This window comes from Paractinoplanes aksuensis (assembly GCF_024137025.1).
Taxonomy (GTDB): Bacteria; Actinomycetota; Actinomycetes; order Mycobacteriales; family Micromonosporaceae; genus Actinoplanes; species Actinoplanes aksuensis.
The window spans coordinates 23,964-40,518 of record NZ_JAMYJR010000059.1 but is presented as its reverse complement, the minus strand read 5'-3'; the positions used below and the strand labels follow the sequence as shown (position 1 = coordinate 40,518).

At 70.9% G+C, this 16,555-nt stretch carries 6 protein-coding genes; 1 reads left to right on the top strand and 5 read right to left on the bottom strand.

Annotated elements, in window-relative coordinates; all coding sequences use genetic code 11:
• The first annotated feature begins 152 nt into the window (after positions 1-152).
• The gene (locus M1L60_RS43635; protein WP_253243506.1) at positions 153-1,691 is read left to right on the top strand and encodes an FG-GAP repeat domain-containing protein; all 1,539 of its coding nucleotides are present in this window, start codon (positions 153-155) and stop codon (positions 1,689-1,691) included.
• A gap of 224 nt (positions 1,692-1,915) precedes the next feature.
• Here the strand turns inward: M1L60_RS43635 and M1L60_RS43630 are convergent, their stop codons facing one another.
• From M1L60_RS43630 to M1L60_RS48140, 5 genes are all read right to left on the bottom strand, one after another.
• Positions 1,916-3,022 carry a hypothetical protein gene (locus M1L60_RS43630; RefSeq protein ID WP_253243505.1) on the bottom strand — a complete coding sequence of 369 codons (1,107 nt, stop codon included), beginning with the start codon at positions 3,020-3,022 and terminating at the stop codon, positions 1,916-1,918.
• Between the two features lie 133 nt (positions 3,023-3,155).
• Positions 3,156-5,840, bottom strand: coding sequence for an alpha/beta hydrolase (locus M1L60_RS43625; RefSeq protein WP_253243504.1), 2,685 nt, complete (start codon positions 5,838-5,840; stop codon positions 3,156-3,158).
• A gap of 66 nt (positions 5,841-5,906) precedes the next feature.
• Positions 5,907-6,305: a hypothetical protein gene (locus M1L60_RS43620; RefSeq protein ID WP_253243503.1), complete on the bottom strand. Its 399-nt coding sequence runs from the start codon at positions 6,303-6,305 to the stop codon at positions 5,907-5,909.
• Between the two features lie 18 nt (positions 6,306-6,323).
• Complete coding sequence (locus M1L60_RS43615) at positions 6,324-12,599, bottom strand: RHS repeat domain-containing protein (RefSeq protein ID WP_253243502.1); 6,276 nt, start codon at positions 12,597-12,599, stop codon at positions 6,324-6,326.
• A gap of 29 nt (positions 12,600-12,628) precedes the next feature.
• A complete protein-coding gene (locus M1L60_RS48140) occupies positions 12,629-16,249 on the bottom strand; it encodes a LamG domain-containing protein (protein WP_253243501.1) in 3,621 nt (1,206 codons plus the stop codon).
• Positions 16,250-16,555: the final 306 nt, after the last annotated feature.

Genomic DNA, 16,555 nt, shown 5'->3' with positions numbered 1-16,555 from the left:
GCACCTTCTCAGGTAGCTGACAGCTGAGCAGACCTTCCCGCGAGGTGCGCTGTCTGGCAAGTTCATAGACGGGCCGGTGGGCATAGCAATGGTTCAATGCTCGCCCCCGAGTCCAAGATGGTGGCAGTGGCACGAGCGGCGGGGGCCCGGGTATGAGACTTGCACGGCCGTCCTCGGTCATCATGACCGTCGCCCTCGGGGTCGGGGTGCTGATGGCCCCGGGGTCAGCCGGTTCAGCAGCCCTGGCCCGGGCCTCGGCGGTGATTCCGTCGGCGCCGTGTCAGCCTGACGGTGTGTCGGCCGCTGATGACACGGTCGCCCGGCAGCTGCGGCCGGTGTTGAACGGGCGTCGGCTCGGCGACTCGGTGTCCGGTTACTCCATCTCGTGCGCCCGGGCCATCATCGCGAGCGTCCGGGCCCGTGGCCTGAACGAGCGGGCGGCGGTGATCTCGGTGACCGGCGCGATCGCCGAGAGCTCCCTGCGCAACTACACCGTCGCCGTCGACCACGACAGTCTCGGGCTCTTCCAGCAACGGCCCTCACAAGGCTGGGGACAGCAGGGCCAGCTCACCGATCCCCGGTTCGCCACGCACGCCTTCCTCAACAAGATGTTGCGCAAACACCCGGCCGGCAGCTGGCAGTCCGGCGATGTCGGTCAGATCTGTCAGCGCGTGCAAGGCTCGGCGCTGCCGCTGGCGTACGCGCCCGAGGAGCACGACGCGAGACTCGTCGTGGCCGCGCTGTGGCCGCGGGCTCTGCCACCGGCTCTGCCGCCGGTCGAAAAGCCGGCCGAAAAGCCGACCGAAAAGCCGAAGCCGTCCGGGCCATTTCACCGTTCTCTGATGAGCACGACGACCAGTCAAGGTCTGGCCGACGCCCGCCACGACTTCATCGTGGCCGACTGGAACGCCGACCGCCGCCCCGACCTGATCGTCGTCGAAAGATCAACCGCGGCCGGCGCGCCGGCCAAGCTGACGATCCTGGACGGCAAGCCGACCCTTCCCGGTACGACCGCGAGCTTCCAGCGTCTGCTCCTGACGACCATCATCCCCCTCGGGCCGGCCGGCGAGCGCTCGACCTTCTCGATGACCGACTGGAACGGCGACGGCCAACTGGACCTCGCGGCGCTGCAGAACTCGGGCACGGCCAGCGGCCGGGCCGAACTGCGGGTCCTCGACGGGGCCTCGTTCTATCAGCGGGACATTCTGGCCACTGCCACCTCGCTCGCCGCCGGCGATGATCGCCGCACCTTCAGCGCGACGGACTGGAACAACGACGGCCGACTCGACCTCGCTGTGGTGCAGAAGTCCGACGCGAACGGTGCAGAGATGCGGATCCTGGACGGAGCGTCGAACTTCGCGCAAGACCTGCAGCCACCGGCCACCGTTCCCGGCCCCGTCGACGACCGCCACGACCTGACCATCACCGACTGGAACGGCGACGGCAAGGTCGACCTGGTGGCGATCCAGAAAACGGGCACCACCAGCAAGAGGACCGAAGTCAGAGTCCTGGACGGCGCATCGAACTTCACCCGCGACCGGCAACGAACCGTCACCGCCCTCGGCCCCACCGACGATCGACGCCACGTGACGGTCAGCGACTGGAACGGCGACGCCAAACTCGACCTCGTCGTCATCCAGAAGACAGGCACCACCAGCGGGCGCACCGAGGCGAACATCCTCGCCGGCTGACCGCTACGCCGGTAGACCGCGGTGGCGTCGGAGGCGAGAATCCCGGCCATGCTGCACCGAGACGAGGCCACGCGGGTCAGCGCGGCGATCCCGGCCGCCCTCGACGCCAGCGGAGTGTCCGGCCGCCTGGAGCCTTTTCCGCCCACCCGCGCCGCCCTACGAATACGACGCGAACGCCCACATCCTGACCGACGTGACATTCCTGGAATTGCTCGACGAGGCCGTCAGCTGAGGTTTTCGCGGTTCAAGCACGCGCAGCGGGGACGCTGACGCCGCCACGGGTAGCGCGACTCGAATGAGGACCTTTCGAGTTCCCTGATCTGTATGTCGAGAAGCTGCTGCAGCGCCTGCGCGTACCCGTTGGCCACCGGACTTCTCGTCCATCGCGCCTTGGGCATGATCATGCAGTTGAAGGGCTTCGGCTCGACGCTCGACAGCTTCACCATAACGGTGGCGGGCGGCAGGGCCGCACTCTGCACCCTGACGTCCTCGGGCCGCACCTCGTCGAACGTGCCGCAGAACTTCACCAGGAGGGCCATGATGCGGGCCGCGGCGTCCCGGCCGGCCGCGTAGAAGCCGTTCGCCCTGTTGCTCCACGGGTGCGGCAGGATGAGCACCGTCCGGCTGTTCATCTCGTGGTGCGTGATCTGCTCCAGCTCCCACTCGAACGATCGCCTGATGTCCTGCCCGGGCGGAAGAACCAGGAAGATCGTGTAGGCGTTCCGGATGAGCTCACCCACCTGGCATTTCCAGTGCTCGTCCGGGCAGGCCAGGTAGCTCGGGCCGACCGGCGTCAATCGAGCGCCCTGGTTGACCACGGCCAACGTCTCCATGCCGAGTTTCCCGCGCACCGTCCAGTCCACGACCTGCTCCAGGGTCGGAGTGGGATGGTAGAGCAACGAGTACCGCTTCTTACCCGGGTCCCCGACGCACAGGGTCGAACCATCACTGCCGAAAGGACGCAACAACAAGCAGTACTCGCCGTCCCGGAGTGCGGAGGTGGGCAGTCCGATCTCGGCGGACAGAACGGGTGCGGCCACGCTCCGGAAGTCACCGACCTCCGCTGTCGGGCTCCACCTGCGGTTCGCGTCGCCCGATCGTCGGATCAACACGATCACCGCGATGGCCAGGAACGTCGCGAGCACAAGGTAGACGCCAAGATTGAACCCGCTGAAGTAGCCGCCGCCCGGATTCAGCGCCAGCCCGGTGAACAACGCCAGCGCGACGATGCCGATGACGATCAGAAAAACGCGAAGAGCGAGTTTCCTGACCGGCCGGAACCGGCGGGCTTCCTGGAGCCGATAGCCCCTGGGCGGTGGTGAGCTTCGCACGGCCTACCTCCACGGCATCCAGGGATCCCGACGACGTCTCCGAGCACGGTAGCCGACCAGGGCGACGCCCCTCCGCAGAGTCGCTACTCGACTCCGCGGAGGCCGCCACTGTGCAGTCCGGTGGACCGCCTGATCAGTCGGTGACCGTGCCGGTCACGGTCGTGAACGGTGTCTCGTCAGTCATTCCGTACACCTCCAGCCGCACCTGCTCGTCCGGCTCGTCGAGCGAGTCGGTGACGGTGGGGATGATCAGTTGGCCGTTCGTCTCCCCGGCCGGGATCACGCCGAACGCGCCGACGAACGTCTCGGACAGCGGCCGGGACGGTTCCGGGTCCTCGCCGCTCATGTCGGTGAACCACAGCGGGTCGACGTCCGTGCTGGACAACTCCGGGCCGTCGGGCGGCGTGGGCTGGCCGTACACGTAGAGCTCCACGCCGGCCGGCTGGTCGATCGTGGCCTGCCAGATCAGCGCGCGCCCTTCGGTCACCCGGTCCGCGACCGGGGTGATGGTCACGACCGGCGCCGGATCGTCCTCGATCACGGGCAGCTCGCCCCGGTAGTCGCCGACCACCAGCCCGCGCACCGCCTTCGCGCTGACGTCGAACTGCCGGTCGCCGGAGTAGACGGTGTCGCCCGGCACGCGGACCGGCACCCGGACCGAGCGGTCACCCGGCCGCACCGACGCCACCCAGGACCGGGTGTCGCCGGTGACGCTGTCCGCCACGAAAATGCGAATCTGCCCGCTGCCGCGGCCGCTGACCCGCACCGGCATCTGGAGGGTCTGCACGCCCGAGTCGCCTTCCGTCACCGGCTGGGCCGCGAGGGTTCCCACGTCGATGCGCGGGAGCCCGACCGGCCGGGGCGCCGGCGTCCCGGGCTGCCAGCCCCACGCGTCGATCAGCCAGGCCTGCCCGGCCTCGCCGCGCGGGACGAGGTCGAGCCGGGCGATCCGCTGCGGCCGCTTCACGGGTACGCGGACCTCCTGCGCCCAGTACCGCGGGAGCAGGTCGGTGCTCGGCAGCCCGTCCAGCCGCACCTCGCCCAGATCCGTTCGCCGGCCCCGGTCGTCGGTCGCCACCACGCCGAACCGGTTGTCCGACGTGTTCGGTGGCACGGCGATCCGCAGCGCCACCGCGCCGGCCACCGGCGTCGCGCTCGGCGGATCGAGTGACACTTTCTGGCCCGTACGCGACCAGTTCAGCTCCACCGAGTAGCGGCCGGCCTCCTCGGGCACACTTCGCATGTCGGCGAAGTGCGGCGACTGGGGCAATCCGACCTCCGAGAAGGGCAGGCACGCCCGGTCGTCGTCGCGGCTGACCTCGGCGCACAGCTCGCCGGCGCCGGTCACCCGCACCTTCCGGTCGGGGTCGATCAGCGGGGTCCGCGCGCCGCCGACCGCGTGGCTCAGCACCCGGACCGGATCGGCCGACGGCGCCCGCACACCGGTGCCGTCGAGCAGCGGACGCGCCCGGTCGTCGCCCCCGACGAACAGCCGCGCGGCCGCGGCGATGTACGTGGCTCCGGCCCGCTGCTGCTGCGCCGCGGTGATCCGGGTCGGCATGCCGGGCGAGCACACCGCGTCCTCGATGTCCTCCGGGAAGTCGTCGAAGGCGGGCGCGACCGCTTGCCCGGGCGTCCACTCGGTGTTGAAGTAGTTGTGGTTCGCGCCGACCATGAACAGCGCGCTGTGCATGGCCCGCCCGCGGCTGACACCGACCGTGCCGTCCACGAACACCTGGCCCTGCAGGTCGGCGACGTCGCCGTCGCAGCCGGGCAGGACGGTGGCCGACGGGACGTCCGGCACCACGTTCTGTCCGAAGATCGTCGGACCGATCAGCAGCAGACCGCGGATGTTCCAACGGACCTGGCCGTGGTATCCGTCCTGGTCCGCCGGCGGTGGGGTCAGGCTGTCCATGGCCGCCCGGCTCACGCCCTCGCCGCCGCGCGAGTGTCCCATCAGGAACACCCGGGACAGATCGGCCCGCGGCGCCGCCCGGACCACGTCCGGCGCCGACGCCCGGCCGCTGCCGGACCAGTCCGCCCAGCGGGCCAGGTGCAGCCGGACCAGCGACGACCGGGCCTGGGCGCCGAGATCCTCGACGTCGTTGTCCTGCGCGTTGATGCCGTTGGCCGAGATCGACACCGTGACGTAGCCCTGCGAGGCGAGCAGCCGCTGCGCCTCGAGATAGCCGCGGTGGCTCGGGACCGCCGTCTTGCCCGCCGGGCACGGCCACTCCAGGCTGATCTGTTCCAGATCGTCACCGGCGAAGCAGGTGAAGTGCCGCCCGTGCAGGAACAGGGCCAGCGGCCGCGGGCCCGGGGCGCCCTGGGGCGCGACGACCACGGCCTCCATCTCGATCGCCTGCGGGTAATCCGGAAGCGTCACCCCCGGCAGTGTGTACTCCCCGGTGACCGTCGCGTAAGGCCCCGGCCGTCCGGGGTCGACCGCACCGGCCCGGCCGAGCGCCGGCAGCTTCGCGCCGCCCGAGGACCGGCGCTGCGCCTGTGGCGGCGGCCCGTCGATACGCCGGCCACCCGCCCGGACCTGCAGCTCGGCCGGCTTCGGCCGCCGGTCCACCTCGAGCCGGAAGGTACGGTGGTCGGTGGTCTTCGGTCTTCCCAGCAGCCGGTCGCCGGCGTAGAACTCGACGACCGCGTCGCCGGCCATCAACCGCGGCGCCGTCCAGGTCAGCGTGTGCCCGTCGCTCACCCGCCAGCCCGAGCCGGGTAACGGGTCGGACGGTTCCGCCGACGCCTGGACGGCTGTTCCCAACACCATCGCCGCGGTCATCACCGCGGCTGCGATCACTCTGCGCATCAGCGCCTCCCCATCGATCGACATCACCGTGTCTAGCCGACGGGAGCAAACGGGCCGTCGCGGTCGTCAGTCCGGCCAGCGGTGCGGGAACCTCTGCCGCACCACCGCGACCAGTCCGGGGTCGGCGGCCCGGAGGACACGGACGTCCGCCGGGTCGTCGACGCTGTCGAGCACGTAGTCGTCGAAGTCGCTCAGCTCGGCCGGCCCCATCCGATCGAGCGCCTCCCGGCAGAAGGCGCAGAAGCGCCGCACCAGGTCGGGCTCCTGATCGAGCTTGCCCAGCCGGTCGTAGAACAGTGGCACCACGCCGAGCATGAGGTACTGGAACTGCTCGGGCGCCTCCGGGAACTCGTCGTCGTAGACGGCGCTGTCCAGGCTGTCCTTGATCAGGCCGCGGACAGCCTCCCGCGACTCGGGGAACCACCGCCACACCAGGTTGCCGAAGAACCCGAGGTCGAGCTTCATTGTCAGCCTTCCGTGCCGTCAGATCATGGGTGAGTACGAATAGTTTCCGTCCTCGTCCCGGAACCACCAGCCGTTTCCGTTCTTCATCTGACCGGCGTGCTGACAGAGCGCATAGATCATCTGACACTGCAGCTCGTTGAGTTCGGCGGCCGGCTCGTCCGACGTCAGCGCCTTGCCGAACTGGTAGAGGAACCAGGCGTCGCCGACGACGCTGAGCATCTTCGCCACCCCGGTCAGGCGCGGCCCGGCGGTCCGGTCGACCCCGACGACCCTGCCGTTGTACGTCCGTGGCCGGAACTGCGCGCCGGTGATCTCCTTGACGGCTTGGTACTTACCGGCGTCGGCGATGCGCACCTTGGCGTTCCGCAGTGATTCGCGCCCCTGGGCCGTCGACTTGATGGCCCTCTCGAACTTGTTGCCCTTGTCCTCCTCGTTCAGGCTGCTCCACAGCTCGCGCGCCTCGTCCATGGCGATCTGCCGGTCCCGCGGGCTCAGGAGCGGGGGGCGTCCGTTCATCGTCGCCTTGCGATCCTCGTCGAGCAGCTCGGCCAGGCCCTTGAAGACGTTGGCGCCCTTCTCGTAGTGCCACTTCTGATAGGTCGGTCGCCCCGACAGGATCTCCAGCCGGATCGCGATGCCCAGCTTTCCGTTGCCGCGCCACCGCTGCGTGCCCGGACGCAGATAGATGCTCCGGAGGTAGCCGCCGAGCTTGGTGTTCTTGACCCGGGGCGCCTTGCGGGCGGGCTCCTTGTTCAGGTTCTCGAAATAGTTCTCGAGGCGCTCGCGCGCGTATTCCTCGCCCGACATGTCCTCGGGAATCTGGCCGGTCGGGTCGGCCTTGGTGACCGGGTTGTTGCCGGCGTAGGCGTAGGCGTTCCACTGCTGCGGATCGTCCATGTCCTGCACCGGGTCGACCGAGATGAACCGGCCCAGCCCGGCGTCGTACTCCCGGGCGCCCAGGCGGACCAGCCCGGTGGGATCGTTGGTGCCGCCGACGAAGCCGCGCGCGTTGGGCCACGGCTGCGCCGGGCCGCGGTTGCCGCCGTACGGTAGTTGCCGCCGCACCGTCACCGCCTGCGTGTCCGCCTTGATCGCCGCGAGCTGGGTGCCCTGATGGTCGGAGAAGAGCCAGGACAGCCCGCTCCCGTCGCGGGATCCGACGACCTTGCCGCCGAACGTGTAGTAACGGGTGCCGGAGAGAACGCCCGAGGTGGTGCGGCGGATTTCCTGACCGGGCAGGTAGAGCGTGCTGCCCGAGCTGTCGCGGCGCACGAGCCGGGTGCCGTCCGGGTCGTACACGCTGGACTCGACCACGGCGCCGGCGGCGGTCACGGTGGCCAGCCGTCCCTCGGCGTCCCATTCCAGGCGCTGGGAGCCGGCGCCGGTCGCGCAGTCGTTGGCGGCGGCGCCACCCGGGCGGCAGACGGTGTTGCCCGAGTTGTCGTACCGGTAGGCGTTGACCACGGCGGGCCGGCCATCGGTGGCGCCGGTGGTGACGGTGTCCACGGCGTGCGGCCGGACCGACTGCGGGCCGGAGGCCGGGACCGCGTAGGTGCGGGTCACGTCGGCCGACGCGGTGTGGTCGACCTGCTCGGTGCGGTTGCCGATCGGGTCGATCGTCCAGCCGAGCCAGTAGGGTGCCGGACCGCCCAGGTTGCCGGCCACCGGGTCGGGCTCGCACCCGACCTCGGCCTTCGGCGTCCAGGCCGAGGTCAGCCGGCGCAGCGCGTCGTACCGGAAGCACTGCGTGTCGGCCGGCCCGGCCTGCGGCTTGTCGGTGATCGACTCGATGGTGCCGTCCGCGTCGTACTCGAACGACCGGTCGGCCACCGTCCCGGTCGCCGAGGCGGGCTTGACGGACTGGTGCTCGACCCGGCGGGTGGTCAGGTCGTAGTAGGTGCCCTCCTCGACGGCGAGACCACCGGTGGTGAGCCGGGTGGTGATGGTCGGCTCACCGTAGGCGGTGTACTGCTGGCTCGTCACGTAGGTGCCGACGCCGACCGCCGTGGTCTTCAGCTGGGACGGAAGGCCGGTGACGGCGTCGTACGTCGTGGTGACCGTCTCGGCCGGCAGTGAGCCCGCCGCCGGGTAGAGGACGCTGGTGGGGCTGCCCTCGTACGGCGAGTAGCCGAACCCGAGGCTCCACGTCGTCGAGGCACCGGAGCCGTCCGGGACGACGTAGTTGACATTGGTCGGCTGGTTCCGCTCGGTGAACCCGCCGGCCTGCCACTTGTGGATGTCGGTGCCACCGTCGGCGCGGCGCTCGTACCGGTAGGACTCGGTGAGCTGGCCCGCCGCTCCGGCCGACCCGCCGGTGTAGAGCGTGTCGTACTTCCACTTGGCCCGGAGCTCCCCGGTCGCCGAGTCGTCGCGCAGCTCGGACCGGCGGCCGATGGCGTCGTAGACGTACCAGATCGCCTCGCCGCGGGCGTCGGTCGTCTTCTCGAGCTCGTCGAATTGGTTGTACCAGCTGGTCGATCTGCCCTTGTCCGGGTCGGTCACGCCGACGGTGCGGCCCCGGGCGTCGTAGTCGTACGTCCACTCGTTGTTCCTGTGGTCGACCACGCTGGTCATCGCGCCACGGGCGTTGTACCGGTACTTGGTCGACCAGTACGGCCCGTCGACACCGTCCGGCCCGGTGTGCTGCCGCAGTTCGGAGGTGCGGCCCAGGGCGTCGACCAGCGTGGTGGTGGGCGTGCCCCCGCCGGGTGGGGTCGTGCGGACCAGATCGCCCTCGTCGCGAGTGACGGTCCGCCACTTCTCGACCAGGTTCTCGGTGCCGTCGGTGGCCAGGAAGATCTGGTCGGTGGCGCGGTTCGCGTTGTCGTAGACGGTGCGGTTGATCGCCGGTACCGACCACTCGGGCTCCCACCACAGTTCGCCGCTGGGGGCGCCCGGCTCGGCGTGGGCCGGATACGTGGTGGCGACGCGGCCCAGCTTGTCGTACACGGTGTCGGTGACGACGCGGTTGCCGCCGACACCGGCCCGCTGGGTCTGCCGCTCGCGCATCAGCGAGTCGAGGATGCTGAGCGACTCCAGGTAGCCGCCCCCGGCGTTCAGCGTCCGGGTCCGGGTGTACGGGTAGGCGTCTCGCTCCGGTGCGAAGTGATACGTGTACTCGACGGACGGGCTCTCCTCGTGCCCGGCGTACGACCAGCCCGGGCTCCACACCCGCCACGTCCGGCCGAGGGCGTCCATGGCGACCTGGGTGACCCGGCCGTTCTGGTCCGAAACCTTGATCGGGTTGCCCCAGTACGGTTCCAGGGTCGAGGTCGTCGTCCAGTTGAGCGGACTGGTGACCACCTTGGCCGTCACCGGCCCGCCGTTGTCGGGCTGGTAGTCGGTCTTGGTGACGTTGCCCTTGAGATCGGTGGCGGTGCGGGCCCGGCCGAACTTGTCGTAGGAGGCGCGCTGGGCGGTTCGCCACGACGTGCCGGTCGTGACGGACCAGTCGGCCAGTTCCTCGGTGCGGGTGACCGCTCCGGTGACCGGCACCGCGTTGAGGTTGTCGGAGCCGTAGTAGGAACGGACGTCGCCGACGACGTCGTCCGGGTCCGTCGCCTTGGCGCCGCAGGGCAGCGCTGTCGTCGTGGCCTGCTTGACCAGCTCGACCAGGTTGCGGTCGAGGTTGCGGTGATACGTGTTGACGACGCACTTCTCGTCGCCCGCCTTGCCGTACTCGCCGTCGTCCTGCTGCTTCTCCAGCGTGCCGTAGTCGTCGGAGAACCAGGCCTGCTGACGGGTGGTGCGCCAGCCGCGCTTGCCGTCGACGCCGAGGGCGGTGGACGCGTACGTCACCTGCGTCTCGACGAACCGGGCGGTGACCGTGTCACCGTTGATGGTCCGCGCGGCCGTGGCCTCGGACCGCCAGGGCACCGTGACCGTCCGCGAGACGGGTTTGGTCTCGTCGCCGTTGTAGACGGTCTGCTCCCGCGGCATGCCCGCGAACTGGTCCTCGTCGTACACGGTCTCGGAGCCGATCGAGGCCGGCGCTTCCACCTCACGGGTGCCGCCGGACGGCCGCAGCCGGTCACCGTGCATGCCGCGCAGGTAGTCGGTCACGGTCAGCGTCTGCCGGCCGGGGTCCTCACCGACGCGGGTCTTGACCGTGGCGTACCCCCGGAACTGGCTCCAGGTCTTCCGGTTCTTCTTCGTCAGGCCGTCGTCGTCGGCGTAGTGCCAGGCGGGCGCGCCGACGTACTCGAACGTCGTGAACTTCGGCGGCGCCTGGTGCCCGGCGGACCAAGTCGGCAGGTCGGACTCGGAGATCGACTTGACCCGGTGCTTGTGCCACCACTCGGGGACGACCTTCTTCTCGGTCGGGTCGTCCGGGTCGGTGACCATGATCGGGTAGCACCGCATGGTGTTGGACCACTCGTCCGCCGGCAGGTTGGAGGCCTTGCACTGCGGCTGGTCCCACTCGATGTCGATCTTGGCACCGGCCTCGGTGACGATCTGGTCGATCCGATGCCAGTTACTGGTCGTGGTGTTCTGCGTCAGCACCCGGTTGGGCAGCGAGACGGGCAGGAACGACACCGGCGGCATCGTCACCTTCGTGCCGACCAGGCCGGCGTGCACGATCCGGTCCAGCCACAGCCCCGCGTGGTTCGAGTCGTCGCCGAGGCTGGGGAACGAGTGGGTGAACGTCCACGACTCGACGTCCTGCCAGCCCGGGGTCTTGCGGGTGGTGTCCCAGACCTTGGTGGTGACGACGCTGAGCCGCTTCTTCGACCAGAAGGTCGGCGAGAACCTGGTGCCGCAGCTGTCGCCGGAACACTCCTGGTCCCAGGGGATGTCCGGCCAGTTCGTCGCGTCGTGCTTGTCGCACGAGGAGGTGACACAGCGGTCAGCAGTGGTGAAGACGACCTGGGCGGTCGGGGTGACCGACCGGTCGGCGGCACCGCGGTCCCAGGTGCCGTAGTCGATCCGGACCGGGTAGCCGCCGCGTACGTACGGGACGTCGCCCGACTCGGTCACGTTCTGCGCGTACTTGTTGGTCTCTTTCTCGTACCAGTACGACATGGTGTTGCCGAACGGGTCGACGACGTAGTCGAGGTTCCACCGCCAGCCCTGGTCGCAGAACGACGAGAGGAACGTGTCGTCCCGGCACGGCTCGCCGGTGTTGTTGCCGGCCACCGGCACGGTCCAGGTCGAGTCGGTGGTGCCGGAGCGGCCTGGGATGGTGTGCTTGCCGAAGAAGTACTGGATGCCGTCGGTGCCGGTCACCTTCCAGTACTCGCCGTTGTCGTCACCGTTGCCGGCGCCGCCGGCCTTCTCGATCTTGGAGCCGTCCTCCGAGCGGCCGTGCCAGCCCTTGTCCTTCTGCCACACCAACTCGGTGGACCGGCCGTTGAGGGACAAGGTCGCGTTGTCGGAACGCCAGCAGAGGTCGGCGGTCTTCTTGGTGTTGATCGCGCCGTCACCCATGTCGTCGACGCACGGCACGTACCGGCGCTCGATGAAGCCGGGTGACAGGTCGAAGCCCTCGCCCACCCAGGACGGCTGGTTGTTGGTCGCCTCGGAGCGGCCGTCGACCGAGCCGGACGCGTAGGACACCTCGAGGTCGGGCGAGGGACCGGCGATCGCGGGCGGGGTGCGCATCGGGTACGACCACGAGAAGTCGCCCGACGAGTCGCCGGCCGACCAGGTCGACGACGGCCCCAGCGGGCTGGCGGCGAAGTCGCCGGACTTGCCGCTCGGACCGGCCGCCAGAGCCACCAGGCCCGCCGCGGTCCCGGTGACCTTCCCGGCCCGCGTGTCGTTCGCGGACCTCAGCGGGGTCGCGGCGCAGCCGGCCGCGTCCGGGGTGGTCAGATTGCATTCCGGAACCTGCCACAGCCGCAGACGCGAGGCCCAGTCGCCGCCGTAGGCCGACCGGAAGCCGCGATAGTCCACCGACACCGTCGCCCGGGCCGGCGCCCGGGCCGCGGTCCGGGCCGGCGCGCCGCCGACCCGCATCAGCAGGCCGTCCCGCCAGGCGGCGGGAACCGTCTGCCGGTCCAGCACCTCGACCGGGACGGTCGCGGCGACCGGGGCGGTCACGGAGGTCGCCGACCGGGCACCGACGGTCCCGGCCGCCGGCCAGATCGGGGCGGGCAGCGCGCCCGGCTCCACCCGCTCTATCGGCCACGCCCTGGTGCGGACCGCCTCGCCGTCACGGTCGAGCGGCTCGGCCTGGGCGGCCAGTCGCGCCGCGGGCGCGGCCGGCTCGGCCCGGGCCGGGGCGGCCGGAGCGGAGGCCAGACCGACGACCAGCGTCATCGCCAGCGCACCGCGAACCAGGACGTGGGACATGCGCGTCTCCTCCGGAGCGGCGGGGCGGATCACAGCTCGTCCGACACGACGGCCTGGCTCGCGTACAGGGCGTGCACCTGGGCGTCGGTCAGGACTCCGGCGAAGGCGCTGAGGTCGTCGACACCGCCCTGCAGATATCCGCCGGGCGCGCCGGCGGTGACCGACCGGCCGACGGTCACCGGGCCGTTGAACGACTGCGGCGTCCAGGGGACCGCGACCGTCGCCTCCGGCTCACCGTCGACGTACAGCGTGGCGGTGCGGTCGGCGGTGTCGTAGACGGCCACCAGGTGGGTCCACACGTCCGCGTCGGCCTCCGTCGTCGAGCGGGCGGTCACCCGGGCCGACCCGGCGGCATCGCGCTCGGTCAGGGCGAACTCCCAGCGCCGCGTGCCCGCGTCGTACCCGATGCGCAGGCCGGACTCGGCACTGCCGACCTGGGCCACCACGCTCTGGCTGCGGGCCAGATCCTCCGTGAAGGCCCAGGCCGCGAGCGTGTAGGACTGGCCGGTCAGCAGCACCGGCGCGTCGGACCAGACGGTCGTCTGATTGCCGTCGTCGTCCGGCGGGGTCAGCCCGGTCTTGTACGCCGACCGCGCCCACTCCGTGGTCGGCTCCCCGGCCGTGGCGATCTCGTCCGGGAAGAACTGCGAGTCCAGGCGGAGGGCGCTGCCCCGCTGGCCATGGCCGATCTCGGAACCCCGGCTCAGGGCCAGCCAGCGGCCGAACGGGGTGCCGTCCGCGGCGTCGCAGGTGTCCGCCCGGTCGGCGAGATAGCAGGACCGGGCCAGCTCGAACTCCCAGCGACCGACCTCGATCGGGTTCATCACCCCGGGCTCGTCCTCGCCGCCGGTGAACTCGTCGGCCACCCGGCCGGTGAAGTCGTCGGCGACCAGCGCCCGGTCGAAGACCTGCACGTCGGCCAGCGAGCCGTTCCACCAGTTGCCCGGCGAGCCCGCGTTCATGCTGCGGCCGACCACCAGCCGGCCGGTCGCGGACCACGGCGTGGCGGTGCGGGCGGTCTCGGCCGCGAGCTTCCCGTCGACGAAGAGCCGGACCGTCCCGGACGGCTTGTCGTAGACGCCGGCCAGGTGAACCCACCGGCCCACGTCGGCCGCGGTGATCGCCCGGGTGCCCAGCGCCGCCCGGGTGGTTGACGTCTGGGCCGAGGTGTCCTTGATGACGAACGACCAGTACGGCACGAGCGGCGAGCCCGAGCGCCGGACGCCGAGCTCGAACCCGGACGCGTCCGTGTGGTCCTGGGTGACCGCCTTCATGTCGGTGGCGCTGGGCATCGCGCCGAGCCGGACCCAGGTGGCCACGCTGAACGACTGGGTCGTGTCCGCGATCGGGCCGGCGGTCGTGGCGGATGACGAGGTGCCGTTGAAGGTGGCGGTGCGGCCGCCGCGGAACCGGTTGCTGTCGGTCCAGGTCACGTTGGTCGCGGTCAGCGGGGTCGACCCGCCCGGCAGCGGCTGGGCGTCGGTCATCGCCTCCGCCTCGGTGCGGCCCGGGTACGATTCCAGACCCCACTGCGCCACCGCCGGGGACGGCCGCGTGACCTGCACCTCGGTGGTGCCGTAGCCCTCGTTGAGCGTCTTGTCGACGGCCGAGACATACAGGATGTTGGTGCCGTAGCGCGGCACCGTGGCGGTGATCGTGGCGCTGCGTGGGCTGGTACCGGTGGCGGCCACCGGGGTGGTCGGGGCGGTCCAGCCGTACTTGAAGGTGGCGACGTCACCCGCGGTCGACTCGATCCGGAAGGTGGCCGCCCGGCCCGGACCGGTCGGCGGGGAGGTCATCACGACGCTCACCGGCGGTACCGAGGTGTCCACGGAGAACTGGCACCAGGCGCCCCAGCCGCTCCACCGCGCGTACGGATCGGGGTCGCGGGCGGTGACCCGGAATGCGTACTTCTTGTCCTTCGCGACACTGACCGCCGCGGTGGTGCCGCGACCGTTCGCGGTGGCCGAGGCGACCGCCGGTCGTGGCTTGCGCGCCGGGACCGTGTCGGTCACCGCGCCCATGCCGGCCGCCGGCACCTCGATCCACTCGTACGTGCCGGCGAGCGTCTGCCCGGTGTCCGCGTCCGGGTAGACGGCGGAGAACGTCGGGCTCAGCGTGCCGATCGTCACCGCGGTCGAGGCCGGGCAGGCGATGCCGGCCACTTGCAGGTTGGTCGGCTTGCCCGGCGGGGAGTCGTAGTCGACCACGAGCTTCGCTTCGTTCGGGAAGAACTTCTTCCACCGGTCCCGCTCGGACTCGTAGTCCAGGTTCTCGTTGCAGGCGCAGAAGCCCATGGTGAGGCTGGTCCACCCGCTGGTCGCGGCGCTCTGCACCAGGGACGTCACGTCACCGCCGATGAAGTTCATGTCCATGTCCCGCTGCGGCGAGTCGGAGCAGCCGCTGCCCTCGTTGGCGTGGCCGGACGCGGCCGCCACTCGCTTGATCATCCGGATGCCGAAGGACGCCCGCATGGTCGCGTTGATGGTCGCGGTGTGGAACATGTGGGCCCAGGTGCTGTCGCAAGACCACGAGTGGTCGAGCTTCATGTGCACGTAGGCGGACTCGATGTGCTTGGCCCTGAGCGAGATCTTGCCGGCGGTGGTCGGGAACTCGAAGTACGACCGGAAGCGCACGCCGGTGCACGGCCCCTCGGGACTCAGGCCGACCCGCGCGACCGTGTAGTCGGTGTTGGTGCAGCCGTTGCTGGTCGCGTACGCCCACTTCGACTTCTTCACCGACCAGGCCGGGTCGATGAAGATCGGGAAGGTGGCGCCGGGCGCGTCGAGCAGCCGGGCGTCCGGGGTCAACGTCAGATCGCCGTCGGGCGTCACCGTCGTCGCCACAGCCGCCCGCCGGGCCGTGTCACCGGCCACGGCCGCGGTGGACCGGGCGGTGGCCGAGCGGGTGGCCGGCGCCGGCGCCGCCGAGTCCCACATGACCGCCCGGCCGGCCGTCGCCACCGTCGCGCCACCGGCCAGCGCGACCAGCGAGCCGTCCGGATTGCGGGACAGCGCCGCGTCACCGCTGACGCCGAGGGTGAATCGGCGGACCGCCGGGTCGGTCGCCGCCACGGCTGACTTGACCACGAGGACGTGGGTGAAGCCGGTGCGGGTGGCCCGCAGGACCAGGTCGACGTCCGGTCGGACCTCCCGGTAGGTGGCCGTGTCGGCTGTCGTCTCCGGCGCGGGCAGAGGCGTCGGCCAGGACATCTCGATCCGCTTGCCCTCGGAGACCAGGGTGACCAGCGGACCGCTGCCGCCGGCCGAGAACGCGACGTCGGCCACCGACACCGCGGGCCGCAGGGCGCCGCCGTCAGGCCGCAGGGTCAGGTCGACGTCGGCCCACGAGCCGTCCGCCTGCGGAGCGCGTTGCGGCACCACCGCGGACTCGAACGTCAGCCGGCCGTCCGGCTGGGCCAGCACCTGGCTGTACGCGGACTGCGATCCGGCGACCGGGACCGGGTGACCGCAGGCGGAGGCGGCCCGCCGCGCCGACTCCTCGTTCACGGCTGCCCGGCCGCACACCGGCGCGGCCGCGGCCGCCTGGGCCTCGACGGGCGACACCACGACGGCGGACCCGGCGGGCACCAGGGCCAGCGCCAGCGCCGCGGAGGCACCACGGATCCAGGACCTTTTCGAGCTCGGCACAGGAACCCCCGTCAGCGGCCGTCATCGATATCGACAGCACGCTATCCGTACGTGGCACGCGACGGGGCCCCGGTCGGAGCCCGCGTCACCCGGCTGACGGGATCGTTACCGAATCGCTACCGGAGGCCGGCCACCTTCGCAGGAACTTCCCCTGATCCGCTCGGCCCTGTGAACGGGCGGAGGATGGCGTCGAGCGACTCCGGCCGGTAGGAACAAGGGCACCGTGGGCTGCAGTCCACACCGGGACCGGCCCTTCCACGATGCCGGTGTAACGTCCGAACGAGTCACTGCCCATCCATCGGAGTT